Annotated in this window: 13 protein-coding genes; 8 read left to right on the top strand and 5 right to left on the bottom strand. The window is 61.2% G+C overall.

What is annotated here, in order from left to right:
• Nucleotides 1-63: 63 nt before the first annotated feature.
• The 8 genes from QMY55_RS05425 (at nt 64) to purT (ending at nt 8,850) form a co-directional block, all read left to right on the top strand.
• Nucleotides 64-1,839 (top strand): ABC transporter ATP-binding protein/permease, encoded by a 1,776-nt coding sequence (locus tag QMY55_RS05425; protein ID WP_283487656.1) that lies wholly within the window; start codon nt 64-66, stop codon nt 1,837-1,839.
• Nucleotides 1,840-2,201: 362 nt separating this feature from the next.
• Nucleotides 2,202-4,013, top strand: a complete 1,812-nt coding sequence (locus QMY55_RS05430; protein ID WP_283487657.1) for an ABC transporter ATP-binding protein/permease — start codon at nt 2,202-2,204, stop codon at nt 4,011-4,013.
• 54 nt (nt 4,014-4,067) lie between these two features.
• A complete protein-coding gene (locus QMY55_RS05435; protein ID WP_283487658.1) occupies nt 4,068-5,123 on the top strand; it encodes a 6-phosphofructokinase in 1,056 nt (351 codons plus the stop codon).
• A 58-nt stretch (nt 5,124-5,181) separates the two neighbouring features.
• Complete coding sequence (locus tag QMY55_RS05440; RefSeq protein ID WP_283487659.1) at nt 5,182-5,655, top strand: hypothetical protein; 474 nt, start codon at nt 5,182-5,184, stop codon at nt 5,653-5,655.
• Between the two features lie 87 nt (nt 5,656-5,742).
• Nucleotides 5,743-6,417: a TenA family protein gene (locus QMY55_RS05445; RefSeq protein ID WP_283487660.1), complete on the top strand. Its 675-nt coding sequence runs from the start codon at nt 5,743-5,745 to the stop codon at nt 6,415-6,417.
• Nucleotides 6,410-6,769 carry a hypothetical protein gene (locus tag QMY55_RS05450; protein WP_283487661.1) on the top strand — a complete coding sequence of 120 codons (360 nt, stop codon included), beginning with the start codon at nt 6,410-6,412 and terminating at the stop codon, nt 6,767-6,769. The genes QMY55_RS05445 and QMY55_RS05450 overlap by 8 nt, the downstream gene beginning before the upstream one ends.
• Before the next feature lie 302 nt (nt 6,770-7,071).
• A complete protein-coding gene (locus QMY55_RS05455; RefSeq protein WP_283487662.1) occupies nt 7,072-7,545 on the top strand; it encodes a hypothetical protein in 474 nt (157 codons plus the stop codon).
• A gap of 87 nt (nt 7,546-7,632) precedes the next feature.
• Nucleotides 7,633-8,850, top strand: a complete 1,218-nt coding sequence (gene purT / locus QMY55_RS05460) for a formate-dependent phosphoribosylglycinamide formyltransferase (protein ID WP_283487663.1) — start codon at nt 7,633-7,635, stop codon at nt 8,848-8,850.
• A 69-nt stretch (nt 8,851-8,919) separates the two neighbouring features.
• Here the strand turns inward: purT and QMY55_RS05465 are convergent, their stop codons facing one another.
• The 5 genes from QMY55_RS05465 to lysS all read right to left on the bottom strand — a co-directional run bounded on the left by QMY55_RS05465 (nt 8,920) and on the right by lysS (nt 14,606).
• Nucleotides 8,920-9,561: a mechanosensitive ion channel family protein gene (locus QMY55_RS05465; RefSeq protein ID WP_283487664.1), complete on the bottom strand. Its 642-nt coding sequence runs from the start codon at nt 9,559-9,561 to the stop codon at nt 8,920-8,922.
• A gap of 58 nt (nt 9,562-9,619) precedes the next feature.
• Nucleotides 9,620-10,678, bottom strand: a complete 1,059-nt coding sequence (locus QMY55_RS05470) for a diguanylate cyclase domain-containing protein (RefSeq protein WP_283487665.1) — start codon at nt 10,676-10,678, stop codon at nt 9,620-9,622.
• A gap of 128 nt (nt 10,679-10,806) precedes the next feature.
• Nucleotides 10,807-11,829: a hypothetical protein gene (locus tag QMY55_RS05475; protein ID WP_283487666.1), complete on the bottom strand. Its 1,023-nt coding sequence runs from the start codon at nt 11,827-11,829 to the stop codon at nt 10,807-10,809.
• Nucleotides 11,830-12,021: 192 nt separating this feature from the next.
• Nucleotides 12,022-12,858: a class II glutamine amidotransferase gene (locus QMY55_RS05480; RefSeq protein ID WP_283487667.1), complete on the bottom strand. Its 837-nt coding sequence runs from the start codon at nt 12,856-12,858 to the stop codon at nt 12,022-12,024.
• Nucleotides 12,859-13,037: 179 nt separating this feature from the next.
• The gene (gene lysS, locus QMY55_RS05485; protein ID WP_283487668.1) at nt 13,038-14,606 is read right to left on the bottom strand and encodes a lysine--tRNA ligase; all 1,569 of its coding nucleotides are present in this window, start codon (nt 14,604-14,606) and stop codon (nt 13,038-13,040) included.
• Nucleotides 14,607-14,714: the final 108 nt, after the last annotated feature.

Genomic DNA, 14,714 nt, shown 5'->3' on the forward strand with positions numbered 1-14,714 from the left:
TACTTTTTGTAGGAAGCCAGCCATTCTTCTCCAACAAAGGCCAAGTCAAGGGAGAAGTGAAAAATGTCCAGATCGTCATCGCCATCGTCCATGTGGGCGCAAACCTGGAGCCTGATCAGGCCGTATTTCTGGGAATCTCCCCAAAGAGCGTCTGCGCTGGCGCTGATCGCTTTTGTGTTGGTGCTGTCTGTCTTTGGCGGCTGGTGGCAGACCAAGCTGGTCGCCTGGATGGGAGCAAAGACCAATGCCTTGCAGAGCAAGAATCGGGAACAGTTCTATGCATTGCTGCCAGATTTTTGCTGGCTCTTGCTGGTGCTGATTGTGGTGGTGGTGATGGCGTTCTATCTGGCGGAGGTGCTGGAGATTCGCTGGCGGCGCTGGTTTACCAAACGACTGCTGGCTCGCTGGTTCGAGCACAGAGCTTTTTATCAGCTGGAGTTGATGCGCAATATGCCTGGCTCGCAGATGCCGGATAACCCGGATCAGCGAATCCATGAAGATGTTCAGCGATTCGTGAGCAGTACCTGCAGTCTTGTGACCGGATTGATGGTGTCATTGGCGACACTGGTGGTTTTCGGTGCGGTCCTGGCAGGCATAGACGATGGTGCAGATCTGATGATTGCCGGAGAGGCTGTGAATATTCCGGGCTTCATGCTGTGGGTGGCCTTGCTGTACTGCGGCGCGGGAACGCTGATCACCTACTGGCTGGGCCGTGCGCTCAAACAGATGAACTTTGAGTTGCAAAAGCGTGAAGCACATTTTCGCTATCACATGGCCCGCGTTCGTGATAACGCAGAAGCCATTGCTCTCGATCGTGCGCAGGAGATCGAGCATTTTCAGCTGGACCAGAAGCTGGAAGCCTTGCTGCAAAGCAAGTATGCGTTGGTCAAGCGACAGACGAGGCTGAGCTGGTTCACCAATTTCTTCAGCAATCTCTCCATGCTCTTCCCTTATCTGGTATTGGCGGAACGCTATTTCGGCGGTCATATCAGCATGGGAACCCTGGTGGAGGTCAGCATGGCTTTTGGCATGGTGCAGACCTCGCTTTCCTGGTTCATCAACAATTTCAGCGGCCTGGCCGAGTGGCGAGCATCGGCACAGCGTCTGGCTGAACTTGAGTCCGCTCTGGATAGGGCTGTAGAGCCCTCAGCGCTGCATCATGACAGCGTGGATTCGCATCTGGCTGTCGAAGGACTTGAGCTGCGCCTGCCGTCAGGCCAGCTACTGCTGCAGAACATTGCCATACGTATTGAAAAAGGCTGCAATGTGCTGATTGGCGGGCCTTCCGGCTGCGGCAAATCCACCTTGCTCAGGGCTTTTTCAGGCATCTGGCCCTTTGCCAAGGGGCATGTCAGTCTTCCGGACAAAGTGATGTTTATTCCGCAGCAGCCTTATTTCCCCGAGGGGCGTCTGCGGGATGCCCTGGCCTATCCATCTCATGCAGAAAACTATTCAGATACGCAGTTTGCGCAAGCCTTGATGCAGGCGGGGCTGTCGGCACTGCAATCACGGCTGGATGACTTCGAAGCATGGCAAAGCCTGCTGTCGGGAGGAGAGAGACAGCGCTTGGCGGTTGCCCGTGTCTTGCTCAAGCAACCGGCCTGGGTGTTTGCGGATGAGGCTTCCAGTGCGCTGGATAACGCTTCGGAGGCACGGGTATATGAGGCGCTGACCCAGATGGCGCAACGCAATGGCGGTGCGGTGATTTCCGTCGCGCATCGGGACAGCGTGCGCAAGTACCACCAGCAGCAGTGGCTGCTTGATCCGAAGACGCATGGTTTGAATGCAGCGATGGTGACTGAGCGTCCTGCCCCAAGCAGTACTGCGACAGCTTGTTGAGCGAGCATGAGTACGAATGAGTCTGTGCCGCTCAGGTGGCTATCACCGGTCCAGCCTGCTAAAGCCAGGAGGCAAACGTTTGCGCCTTGGCTGCCCATCATTGAGACTGAGATACGGCTCTTATCCGCATAAGGCCGCTGATCACTTCGACAGCCCTGTCCTGCGAAAGCCGGCAGGGCTGTCTTGTTGTCGGACGCCGTGACTTGCTTTTGCCTGGTGCTCCCGGCGAAAGAGGCGAAGCATGCAGGCGGATTTTCGGCCAGGCTTTTCAGAAAACTATTGGCTGGGCCGCGCGAGTTTTTAAGCCTGGCCTCAGTCGGCAGAGGTAAGTTGGTGGCCTGATTCTCACCAGAAGAGGCCGCATGACCACCAACGCATCAGCGGCGGCTGCCCCCGGGCACAGCCGCCTCCATGTCTTCAAGCAGGCATTTGACCTGAGCCGGCCGTACTTCGTTTCCGAGGAAAAAGCCAAGGCCTGGGGCCTGCTGGCCGCCATCGTGGCGCTCAATCTGGCGGCCGTGTTCATGCTGGTGCAGATCAACGAGTGGAACCGCGTGTTCTACGACGCGCTGCAGAACAAGCAGGCCGACGTTTTCTGGCAGCAGCTGTGGCGCTTTCTCTGGCTGGCGCTGGCCTATATCGTCATTGCGGTCTACAAGTTCTACCTGACCCAACTGCTGCAGCTGAACTGGCGGCGCTGGCTCACCCAGCACATGCTGGGGCGCTGGCTGGCGCATCAGGCGTTTTACCGGCTGGAACTGGGGCGCTATGGAGAAGGCTCCGGCAAACGTTCCGGCGCGCCGGACAATCCCGACCAGCGCATCCAGGAAGACCTGAATCTCTTCACTACCTACACGGTGTCGCTGAGCATGGGGTTGCTCAACGCCTGCGTCACCTTCGTGAGCTTTGTCGGCATTCTGTGGGGCCTGAGCGCGGCCATGGATGTGAGCCTGCCGCAGCTGCCGGGTGTCCTGGATGGGGGCGAGCTGCATATCCCCGGCTTCATGGTCTGGATGGCCGTGCTGTACTGCCTGGTGGGCAGCGCCATCACCTTCTGGATCGGCAAGCCGCAGGTCTGGCTCAATAATCGCCAGCAACAGCTGGAGGCCAATTTCCGCCACCACATGATCCGCGTGCGCGAGCATTCCGAAGCCATTGCACTCGATGGCGGCGAGCGTGTGGAGGGGGGCCAGCTGTCGCTGCGCTTCACGGATGCGCTGGCCAACTATCTGCAGCTGATCCGCAAACAAAAGAACCTGATCTGGTTCACCAACTTCTTCGGCCAGGCGGCGGTGGTGTTTCCCTTCATCATCGCGGCGCCGCGCTTTTTCAGCGGTGCCATCCAGCTGGGACAGCTCATGCAGATCGCCTCGGCCTTCAATCAGGTGCAGGACTCGCTGAGCTGGATCGTCAACAACTACGCCGACATCGCCGCCTGGCGCGCCACCACCAATCGCCTGGGTGGTTTTGATGCCAGCCTGCACGGCGAGGAGACCGCAGCCGAAACGGTCCGCGTGCAGACCGGTGCACAACTGCATGCCGAAGCCCTGGAGGTGGATCTGCCCAATGGCGAGCGCATCATGCGGGCCAGCGACCTGAGCGTGCAGCCCGGCGACAGATTGCTGATCAGCGGCCCTTCGGGCAGCGGCAAATCGACTCTGCTGCGCGTTTTTGCGGGCATCTGGCCGTTTGCCAAGGGGCGCGTGCAGCGACCTGCGGATGCCATGTTCATTCCCCAGCGTCCCTATTTCCCCGACGGCAGCCTGCGCGATGCGCTGGCCTATCCCGAGCCGGCTTCGCGTTATGCCGATACGGCGCTGGAGCAGGCGCTGGTCGATGCGCAACTGCCGCGGCTGGTGGGGCAGTTGGACCGGCAGGCGGCCTGGAATGCGCTGCTCTCTGGCGGCGAGCGCCAGCGCCTGGCGATTGCGCGCGTGCTGCTCAAGCGTCCGGCCTGGGTGTTTACCGACGAAGCCAGCAGCGCGCTGGACGGCCAGGCCGAGGCCGAGGTCTACGCGCGCCTGGTGCAACTGGTGGGAGAGCGGGGCGGGGCGCTGGTCTCCGTGGCTCACCGCGACAGCGTGGCGCGTTTTCATGACAAGCGCTGGGTGCTCGATGCCGAGACGGGCAAAATCCGCGCGGCTGGTATTTCCTCTGTGGCGCCAGCTGTTTGAGCGACTGGCGCCGTGGGATGATAGAGGCTGTTCCTGTTTTTGGAGAGTTCCTTCATGCGCGTTGGTGTGTTGACCGGTGGCGGAGATTGCCCAGGCCTCAATGCGGTGATCCGTGCGGTCACCAAATCCCTGATCAACCATGGCCAGTGCGAGGTGCTGGGTATCGCCGATGGCTTTGAGGGCCTGATGGACGAGAAACCACGCGTCAAGCCGCTGAGCTGGGATGAGGTCAGCGGCATTCTGCATATCGGTGGCACCATACTCGGCACCAGCAACAGCGCCAACCCGCTGCGCGATGCTGCCACGCTGGAGCAGGTGGCCCGCAACGTCAAGGACCTGAGCCTGGATGTGGTGGTCGCCATCGGCGGCGATGGCACGATGAGCCTGGCCCATGGCCTGGCCCAGGTGGGGCTGCAATGCGTGGGCGTGCCCAAGACCATTGACAACGACATCGCCAACTGCGAGCGCAGCTTCGGTTTCGATACCGCCGTGACCACGGTGACCGAGAGCCTGCGCCGCATCGAGAGCACGGCCATGAGCCACCACCGCGTGATGATCGTGGAAGCCATGGGCCGCCACGCGGGCTGGCTGGCGCTGGAGTCCGGCATCGCAGGTGCAGCCGACATCATCTTGCTGCCCGAGATCGATTACGACCTGCAGGCCATCGTCGACTTCTGCAAGGCGCGCGAAGAGCGTCAGCGCTACACCATCATCTGCATCGGCGAAGGTGCCAAGGAAAGCGGCCAGAGCCTGACGGTACGCGAGCGCATAGAGCACAGCCCCGACCCCGTGCGTCTGGGTGGTGTCGCTCATGTGCTGCGCGAACGCCTGCAGCCGCACCTCAGGAGCGAGGTGCGCGCCACGGTGCTGGGCCATGTGCAGCGCGGCGGCGACCCCACGCCCTTCGACCGTGTGCTGGCCACCCAGTTCGGCCACCATGCGGCGCAACTGGTGCTGAACGGAAAGTTCGGTCATATGGTCACGCTGCAAAACGGGCGCATCGGCAGCGTGGAAATTGCCAAGGTGGCCAATACCCAGCGCACCGTGCCGTTGGACAGCCCCTTGCTGACCATGGCTCGCGATATTGGCATTTGCTTTGGCGAGGTCTGAGCTGCGCTAAGGTGTGAGCTGGCACGCACTTTGAGCCTGCGTGCAGGAGATATACCGGATGGACCGACATGAAGAAGCCGTGATGCAACTGCTCACGGCCAATGGCGAAACCTTTGTAGCCCCCAAATACGAGCTGGCGGATGGCTGGCAATGCCCGGCTTTTGTGGCGCTGCGCCCCGCACGCAAGCAGGTCTATGTGGTCGAGGTATCTGCCTCGGGCTATCCGCTGGCGCTGGTCAACCGCCTCAACGAACGTGTCGAAAAATGGTATGCGCCGTTGCTGGCCCAGCTGCATGGCCTGGCCATCACCCGGCCCGACTGGGAAATCGCCTGCCTGGTGTTTGTGCGCAGCGACCAGGCCGAGTGGCTCAAGGAGCGCGTCAAGGACATGAGCGGCGTGCATGTGCTGAGCCTGGAGCAGGCCAGCAGTCCCTGGAACTGGGACGACGCGGTGTGGACGGCGGACATGCGGTTCGACAACGCTGGCGGCATCCCGCAGCGCGGCGTCAACCCGGCTGGGCTGACACACTGAAATCTGAATGAAATCGGCTGCAAGCGCTTGTCCTTCAAGCGCTTGCAGCTATTGAATCGATAATGAATTGAATCCAAGGAGATCTCTGTGAGTGAGCGGAACCCTTCCCAAGGCTTTGCCGAACAGCTGCGCCAGTCCTGCATTGCCGACTGGGATGCCTGCGTGCAGCACCGCTTTGTGCACGAGATCTTTGACGGCAGCCTGAGCGATGCGGTGCTGCGCAAATATCTGGTGCAGGACTATCAGTTCATCAACCGCTTCGTGGCCCTGCTGGGGGCGGCGATTGCCAGTGCCGATGTGTTCGCACCGCGTGTGACCCTGTCGCAGTTCGCGGCCATGATCACCAGCGATGAGAACACGTATTTCCTGCGCAGCTTCGATATGCTGGGCGTGCCGCAGCAAGAGCGCCTGGCGCCGGCGCTGACGGCGCCTACCCAGGCCTTTCAGCAGCTCATGCACGAAGCGGCCCAGAGCCTGAACTATGCCAATTGCATGGCGGTGCTGACGGTGGCCGAAGGCATCTATCTGGACTGGGCCGATCAGGAGGCCAAGAAACAGCTGCCCATGCCGGAACGCTTCGAGCATTCGGAATGGATAGTGCTGCATGCCAATGACTTCTTCCGTGGCTTTGTGGGCTGGTTGCGCAGTGAGCTGGACCGTATCGGTCCCGCGCTGGATGCGCAGCAAAAAGCCGAAGCCACCCGCTATTTCCAACGTGCCGTGAAACTGGAGCGCCAGTTCTTTGACCATGTCTATGAATAAAAGCAAAAACTGCCTGGCGATTGCCGCCTTGCTGTTTGCCGCCAGCGCCCCGGTCTTGGCTGGAAACTGGGAGATCTGCGACCTTCAGGTCGAGGTGCGTGACAAGCAAACCGACCGCCACCAGCTGCAGACCCGGGTCATAGAAAGCCAGGCCCAGGCGCAGGCCGAGTGCCCGCAGGCCGGTACGGCGCTGAGCTTCAGGCCGGAGACTGTCGATTACCAGAGCGAGCTGCCGCGTCGCCAATGGCCCAAGCCCGGCACAACGGTGACGGTGCGCTACCGCTATCTGGATGGCGAGTGCAAGGACCGTGGACCCTGCCGCATCCAGCATTACTCGCCGGTACTGCGCTGATTGGTGTGGATGAGCGGGCAGCTTGCACGAGGCATGGCAGGCCCAGGCAATGGGTGCCGTCAAGGTGCAGGAATACCGGTTCGGTATAATGCGGGTCTGGGCTGAGAGGCCGCCCATCTCGCAAAAGCAGACGCACCTTCATCGACTTACGCAAACGGGCCGCAGCTGCGGATGTGCCAAACGGCTTCCTTGAAGCAAACAGGGCCTGATTTGCGCAAGTCGTATCACTGTCGATCGCAAGCATCAAGCTTGCATACCATTCCGGGCGTGTAGCGAGACCTGCCTAATTCACAGGAGTTGGTATGCATACCTCACCCTTATTTCATCCTTTCGAAGCCCGGGTTCCCGAGCGAGTGGCCGCTGTCTTGCGTGCCGCCAAGCTGCTGCATAGGCATGCCGTGGCCGATTCGCGCATGCAGTCGCTGCCCGTATTGCGACGCTTGATTTCCAGTCAGGTTCTTTGGGGGCTGAATCTGCCTCAGCTGTTTGACCAAAAATCCATGGTCCAGCGCAAACATGTGCTGCAGATGCTTGCGCTGGAGGCCGGCATGTCGGACTGGGCCAGCTATCGGGACGCGCTGGCAGGCAACAGCCCGGATGTGCATCTGCCCCTGGAGGCCTTGAGCTTGCATGCGGGCTACCCCAATCACTGGTTCTCCACGCTGGAACAGGCCAGGGCGCATGCGGCGCAGCGCGGGGGGCAGGTGGTGCAGGTCGGTACGCAGGCCGTGGTGTTGCCCAATGTGGCTGAAGCACCCGCAGGGCATTGGGGCTGACCTATGATCGGGGCCCGGCAAAGGTGACTTTGCCGGGCTTTTTTCATGGCGCTACCCATAGATGCCGCACACCTGCAGGATGCACTGATGACCACCTTAGGAACCCCTCTCACCCCCCACGCCACCAAAGTCATGCTGCTGGGCAGCGGCGAACTGGGCAAGGAAGTGCTGATTGCCCTACAGCGTCTGGGCGTGGAAACCATTGCCGTGGACCGCTACGAGAACGCGCCCGGTCAGCAGGTGGCTCACCATGCGCGCACCATCACCATGAGCGATCCGGCTCAGCTCAAGGCACTGATCGAGGAAGTCAAGCCCGATCTGGTCGTGCCCGAGATCGAAGCCATTGCCACGCCCATGCTCGAAGAGCTGGAGGCAGCGGGCGTGGTTACCGTCATCCCCACGGCCCGGGCGACGCGATTGACCATGGATCGTGAAGGCATTCGTCGTCTGGCCGCTGAAACCCTGGGCCTGCCGACCAGCCCCTACCGTTTCTGCGATTCGCTGGCCGAGCTGCAAGCCGCGATTGATGGCAGCGACGGCCAAGTTGCGATTGGCTACCCCTGCGTGGTCAAGCCCGTGATGAGCAGCTCGGGCAAGGGTCAGAGCAAGATCGATGGGCCGGCCGATGTGCAAAAAGCCTGGGACTACGCCCTGGCCGGCGGCCGCGTGGCCAAGGGCCGCGTGATCGTCGAAGGCTTTATCGACTTCGATTACGAAATCACCCAACTGACCGTGCGCGCCAAGGGCGCAGATGGCCAGATCGAAACTCACTTCTGCGACCCCGTAGGTCATATCCAGCAAGCCGGTGACTATGTGGAAAGCTGGCAGCCTCACCCCATGCATCCCGCAGCGCTGGAAAAGTCGCGCCAGATTGCCAAGGCAGTGACCGACGATCTGGGTGGCCTGGGCCTGTTTGGCGTGGAGCTGTTTGTGAAGGGCAAACAGGTCTGGTTCAGCGAAGTCTCGCCGCGTCCGCATGACACGGGTCTGGTCACGCTGTGCACACAGTGGCAGAGCGAGTTCGAGCTGCATGCCCGTGCGATTCTGGGTCTGCCCGTGGATGCGAGCCTGCGCAACCCCGGAGCCAGCGCCGTGATCTATGGCGGCCAGGATGCAGAAGGTCTGGTCTTCGATGGCGTGAATGAGGCCCTGGCCGTTCCCGGCACCGACCTGCGCCTGTTCGGCAAGCCCGAAAGCTTTGTGAAGCGTCGCATGGGCGTGGCGCTGGCGCGCGCGGCCGATGTGGAGCAGGCCCGCGTGAACGCCAAGCTGGCCGCCAGCAAGATCAAGCCTCGCCTGCCGTAAATATTTCCATTCTGGCGCAAACCCTGAGCGCTTGGGGCTGTCCTCCCCCCTCTCTGGGGGCGGAACCGTTCAGGGGGTGTTTGGCGTCACCATAGCAATGGCGCAGGCTTCTTCCTGGGCGCTGGCAGGAGTGTTTTCAGTCACGGCAGGCAGGCCACCCTTCCAGCGGCGTATGACACGCTGAAAGACCAGTGAATTGGGTATCTGCAGCAGGTTGGGCGTACCTGCGGGCGCACTGTCATCCTGCAGCGTGATATAGAGCATGTTGAGGTCCACCACGCGGCCCTTGGCTCCGGGCTTCTCGGCGGTGTCCAGGACTTCGATATGGTCGCCAAGCCGGAAGGGGCCCACCGTCACGATCAACACCGCGCAGAACAGATTGGAGAGCACGCTCCAGGCGGCAAAGAACGCCACTGCACCCACGGTGGCAAAGCCGGTGAAGGCCGTCCACAAGACGGTGGCAGACATGCCCAGGCGCTCCAGGATCGCCAGGATGGCAGCCGCAATGATGAGCCAGCGAAATATGCCGCGCAGCGGCATCAGCAGCTCATGTGGCAGGTCGTAGGCCTTGCCCACGCGCGCAAAAATGCGCTTGAACAGCCAGTTGAGCAACCAGGCGACAAAGATGATGAGAACGATCTGAACGCCAGGGATCAGAACTTCCAGCCAGTCCTGCATCCAGTCGGGCAGGTGCATTTGAAGACGACGCATAACCAAAGCCAATAAAACGCTAGAAGGGCATCCTAGCGTTTTATTGCCGGGCTGCGGCTCAAAGCTGGCGCTGCTCTATGGTGTCCATCTGCATCTCGAAGCTGAAAAAGCGATTGCGGCCTTGCGACTTGGCCGCATACAGGGCCGCGTCGGCCCGCATCAGCATGGACTCGGCGCTGGTGTTGGCATCGGGGATGCAGGTGGTGATGCCTCCCGACAGCGTGAGCAACAGGTCTTCATTGATTCCGGGTGGACGGATTTTCAGGAACTTGAGCATCTGCCCCAGTGCGCGGGCAAACGTCATGGCCCCTGAGCGTGGCGTGTTGGGCAGGATCAGTGCGAATTCCTCACCACCATAGCGCGCTGCAATATCGCGTGGGCGTACGCAGACTTCTCGCAGCAGGCGGCCGATCTGCTTCAGGCATTCGTCGCCCTGGACATGACCGTAGGTGTCATTGAAGTGCTTGAAGTGATCAAGGTCGCAGAGCATCAGCGTCAGCGGCTTGCTTTCGCGCTGGGCTGCGGCAATCTCGGCATGCAGCATGCGGTCCAGGCCGCGGCGATTGACCAGTCCGGTCAATGCGTCAAGCTCCACCATTTCATTGAGCTTCTGGTTGGCCAGATGCAACTCTGCAGATACCGTCACCAGGCGGCGGCGCATGTCCAGCAGGCGGCGCATGGCGCGCAGCTTGGCCACCAGCACGATGGGCTTGACGGGCTTGACCAGATAGTCGTCGCCACCGGCTTCGATACCGCGCCAGACGTCCAGGTCATTGTCCAGGCCGGACAGGAAGATGATGGGGGTCCATTCTCCGGGCTCTGCCTCGCGCAACTGGCGGGCGACCCAGTAGCCATCCTCGCCGGGCAGGCGAATATCGAGCAACACCATGTCGGGGCGTTCGCTGCGAAACAGTGCCAGAGCAGCGCGGCCATTCTCGGCTTCCAGAACCTGGGTCACACCGGCCTGCTTCAGCTCGGTCACCAGCGCCGCGCGCATGACGGCCTGGTCTTCCACCACGAGTACGGAGAAGGGGGCCAAGGAGTTCGGCGACGAAAGACGTGCCCCGGTGGCTTCAATGGCCGCGGAGGCTGGAGCAGTGGGCGGCAATGCTGTCATGGAGGAGAAGATAAGCGCGATCCATTCAGATATTCACGGCGTGTGGCTATGACTGCGTGGGCTTTGTAATCTCTTGTTACTTTATACGACAGATTACAGATCTGGGAGTTTTGCTGTGAATTAGTGGTTCAGGCCAGTGGCAGCGAGGACTGGGCCTTGCTGGCGCTGTCATGCCAGGGGACAAATGCCTGTGCCTCAAGGCAGAAAGTGCTTGGCCCCAACTGCTGCAGAAAGCGGCAGGCGGCGAACCGTTCGGATTTTTGCTCATAGAGCTGGCACCATTCCTGGCGCGCCGATAGATTCTCTGCAGAAACCGGCCAGCGCCGCGCCTGGGTGGAAAGACCGCTGATCCCCATGCGCCAGGGCTTGCCGCTGACGCGGGCTCTGAAGCATTGCTGCTTTTCGCACAGCAGGGCGTAGACGGGGTCTGCCCCCAGTTCCTGAAACAGTGTCTTGACTTCGGGGGCCTGCGGAGCCCATGCAGCATGGGTCACGATCACGCGCAAGCCCTTTGGCGTTTCATAAACGCGCAGACCCCAGTCCGGATGATTGGCCTGTGCCTGCTGCACGCGGGCGACGGCCTGGTCCAGGGCGCGGGCCTGACGCGTCTGCTTCGTCTTTCTGGCGCTCAGCCATTGCTTGAGCCTGGAGTGGAATACTAGGCCCGTGGCTGCAATGATGACGATCAGGACAATCTGCTGAACGCTCCAGACCAGAGGCGTCAGCCACAGCCATGGCAGAGCCAGCAGCATGAAGATCATCGACAAAAACGGGAAACCTGGCAGCGGCTTCTCGCGTGGATAGTCCATGTCGGCAATCGCCACTTGCGCGGTGTTCAGGCAATGGGCGCCGTAGTTGTTGCGGGTCATGACCGTGTCGTTCTGGCGCTCCAGCACTTCCTCGCGAATGGGCGTGCTGCCATACAGGCCATATTCTCCTGCCCATTCCATGCGCTCGAAGTCACTGTCGAGGTGATGCGTTTGCGGGGCCTTGAGTACATCCTCCAGCGCTTGCTGGGCACGCTGCTGGGCATGGTTCTGAGCGTCGGCCTGGCTGATGTCAGACCAGCCCCAACGCAGCACCGTGGCTCCATGGCGAATGCCGGTTTCATGACGCAGCCGCACTTGTGCCCAGTATTGAGGAATCTGCATGGGATTCAGTATAGCCAGCCCCCTGTTACCAGGATTTGACTTGCTTCAGGGAAGACAGGCCCCGGCCGGCGCAGGACCATGGAGCCAAGTTGTCGGCGATGTAATGCAGGGGCCGGGTCTCATTGCGGATGCTGGCGCTGCCGGTCAGCAGCAGGCTGAAACAGCCGAGGCCCAGCCTGGCTGGGCAAGCTCTCAGGACGGAATGGGGGCGAACGGCAGGTAATCGACCTGCGCACCGCGCACGACGATCGCCGTGGACTCGGGCACCTGGGCCCAGGCCTGCGGCAGATCGACCAGCGGCTCGGACACGATCAGATACGCATCGTCACCAACGGCCGCGATGCGCGGGTCGTCGGGATACAGCGCGTGAAGATGCTTGAAGGAGGTGCTGTGATAGAGCGAGCGCGGCGACTGGCCTTCGCTCGCGTAGCGTACGGCCACCAGTTGCTCGCCATCGCTGGCGCAGACGGTCATGCTCAGCGGGTGAGCTATCCCATGCCTGCGCGCCGTGGCCTCGACAAAACCCGCCATGCGCGCGATGGCCGGCACAGGACTGTGCTCCAGCCCGAAAGTCATGGCCAGAAGGAACATGGTCTCCGAGTCCGTCGAGCCTTCCAGCGAGGTGAAGAGCTGCGGATCGATGGCCATGAGCAGATCGCGCCGTACCAGGGGAAAGTCCTCGATCATGCCGTTGTGCATGAACATCCAGCGCCGGTGGCGGAAGGGATGGCAGTTGGTCTCCTGCACAGGCGTATGCGTTGCCGCGCGAACATGCGCAAGAAACATGGGGGCGGACACGGCGCGCGAGAGCTCGCGCAGGTTGTGGTCGTGCCAGGCCGGCTGGATGCTGCGATAGCGAAAAGGCATCTCGTGTGGATGCTGGTACCAGCCCAGTCCGAAGCCATCGCCATTGGTCGTCGTCGCGCCTAGCCGCGAATGCAGGCTTTGGTCGATCAGCGAATGGCGCGCATGGAACAGCATTGTTTCCAGGGAAACAGGATTGCCCGTATAGGCCAGCCAGCGACACATGGCGCTCTCCTTGAGACCTGGAACCGATGATTCATCCTATCGGTTCCAGGTGCTTGCCAGGCAAAGCCTGTTTTTGCCGATTCTTTGATAGCAGGTAGCGCATGCTCTGCTTGGTTTTCAGTAATAAAAATATCTGAAGACCAAGACGGATAAGCGCTAGAAGCTATCAATTTTCAGGCTTACTGTTCGCGACGCAGGGCAGGGAACAGAATCACGTCACGGATGCTGGCGCTGTCCGTCAGCAGCATCATGAAGCGGTCGATGCCGATGCCGCAGCCGCCGGTGGGAGGCATGCCGTATTCCAGGGCGCGCACAAAGTCGTGGTCAAAGTACATGGCTTCGTCGTCGCCGCCATCCTTGGCTTCCACCTGGGCATTGAAGCGCGCGGCCTGGTCTTCGGCGTCGTTCAGCTCGGAGAAGCCGTTGCCGAATTCGCGGCCGGTGATGTAGAGCTCGAAGCGCTCGGTCACCTCGGGGCGCTCGTCGTTGGCGCGGGCCAGCGGCGAGATTTCCGTGGGGTGCTCCATGATGAAGGTGGGGTTCCACAGCTTCTCTTCCACCACTTCCTCGAAGTACAGCACCTGCAGGCTGGCGAGAGTCCGGGTGGACAGCTTGTCCTTGTCTTCCTTCATGCCCAGCTTCTTCAGGGCATTGATCAGCCAGTCGCGGTTGGCCACGCGGCGCTCCGTGCCGCCTTCGATGACTTCGCCGGCTTCGGTGTACTTGACGATGGCTTCCACGATGGTCAGGCGTTCGAAGGGCTTGGTCAGGTCCACGGGCTTGCCGCCATAGGTCAGCTCCAGCGTGCCCACGGCCTTGATGGCGGCGTCGCGGATCAGCTTTTCGGTGTAGTCCATCAGGTCCTGGTAGTTCCAGTAGGCCGCATAGAACTCCATCATGGTGAACTCGGGGTTGTGGCGTACCGAGATACCTTCGTTGCGGAAGTTGCGGTTGATCTCGAACACGCGCTCGAAACCACCGACGATCAGGCGCTTGAGATACAACTCGGGCGCGATGCGCAGGTACATCTCCTGGTCCAGCGCATTGTGGTGGGTGATGAAGGGCTTGGCGTTGGCACCGCCGGGGATAGGGTGCAGCATGGGAGTTTCGACCTCGAGGAAGCCGTGCTCGACCATGAAGTCGCGGATGCCGGCCACGGCCTTGCTGCGGGCCACGAAGCGCTTGCGCGCCTCTTCGTCGGTCATCAGGTCCACATAGCGCTGGCGCACCTTTTGCTCCAGGTCGGCCATGCCGTGGAACTTGTCGGGCATGGGGCGCAGGCTCTTGGTCAGCAGGCGGATCTTCGTGGCCTTGATCGACAGCTCGCCGGTCTTGGTCTTCATCAGCTGACCTTCGACGGCGATGATGTCGCCCAGATCCCACTTCTTGAAGTCGGCGTAGACCTCTTCACCGACGGCATCGCGGGTGACATAGGCCTGGATGCGGCCGGTCGCGTCCTGCACGGTGGCAAAGCTGGCCTTGCCCATGACGCGCTTGAGCATCATGCGGCCGGCTACGCTGACGGCGATGGCGGCAGCGTCCAGCGCCTCGGCGTCCTTGTCGCTGTGTTCGGCAATCAGGGCAGCAGCGCGGTGCTCGGGCTTGAAGTCGTTGGGGAAGGCGACGCCGCCGTTGGCCTTGGAAGACTCGCGCAGGGCTTTGAGTTTTTCGCGGCGCTCGGCGATGAGTTTGTTTTCGTCCTGAGGGGCGGTGATTTCTGCCGCAGAAGAGGTATTTTGTTCAGTCATGAAAATGAGAGCGCCGGCGCCGTGCGCCGCTTGAAGACCACAGGGATGGGGCTGCCGCCGTTGCTGCAGCCCGAAACGAGAGATTTTAAGTTTTTTGCCAAACTAAGG

Source organism: Comamonas resistens, from assembly GCF_030064165.1.
Lineage (GTDB): Bacteria > Pseudomonadota > Gammaproteobacteria > Burkholderiales > Burkholderiaceae_C > Comamonas > Comamonas resistens.

What these genes read in the sequence shown, in the direction of transcription:
- QMY55_RS05475 (WP_283487666.1), bottom strand. Translation starts at nt 11,829, where the DNA reads ATGCAGATTCCTCAATACTGGGCACAAGTGCGGCTGCGTCATGAAACC.
- QMY55_RS05465 (WP_283487664.1), bottom strand. Translation starts at nt 9,561, where the DNA reads ATGCGTCGTCTTCAAATGCACCTGCCCGACTGGATGCAGGACTGGCTG.
- QMY55_RS05425 (WP_283487656.1), top strand. Translation starts at nt 64, where the DNA reads ATGTCCAGATCGTCATCGCCATCGTCCATGTGGGCGCAAACCTGGAGC.
- QMY55_RS05470 (WP_283487665.1), bottom strand. Translation starts at nt 10,678, where the DNA reads ATGACAGCATTGCCGCCCACTGCTCCAGCCTCCGCGGCCATTGAAGCC.
- lysS (WP_283487668.1), bottom strand. Translation starts at nt 14,606, where the DNA reads ATGACTGAACAAAATACCTCTTCTGCGGCAGAAATCACCGCCCCTCAG.
- purT (WP_283487663.1), top strand. Translation starts at nt 7,633, where the DNA reads ATGACCACCTTAGGAACCCCTCTCACCCCCCACGCCACCAAAGTCATG.
- QMY55_RS05480 (WP_283487667.1), bottom strand. Translation starts at nt 12,858, where the DNA reads ATGTGTCGCTGGCTGGCCTATACGGGCAATCCTGTTTCCCTGGAAACA.
- QMY55_RS05450 (WP_283487661.1), top strand. Translation starts at nt 6,410, where the DNA reads ATGAATAAAAGCAAAAACTGCCTGGCGATTGCCGCCTTGCTGTTTGCC.
- QMY55_RS05435 (WP_283487658.1), top strand. Translation starts at nt 4,068, where the DNA reads ATGCGCGTTGGTGTGTTGACCGGTGGCGGAGATTGCCCAGGCCTCAAT.
- QMY55_RS05455 (WP_283487662.1), top strand. Translation starts at nt 7,072, where the DNA reads ATGCATACCTCACCCTTATTTCATCCTTTCGAAGCCCGGGTTCCCGAG.
- QMY55_RS05430 (WP_283487657.1), top strand. Translation starts at nt 2,202, where the DNA reads ATGACCACCAACGCATCAGCGGCGGCTGCCCCCGGGCACAGCCGCCTC.
- QMY55_RS05440 (WP_283487659.1), top strand. Translation starts at nt 5,182, where the DNA reads ATGGACCGACATGAAGAAGCCGTGATGCAACTGCTCACGGCCAATGGC.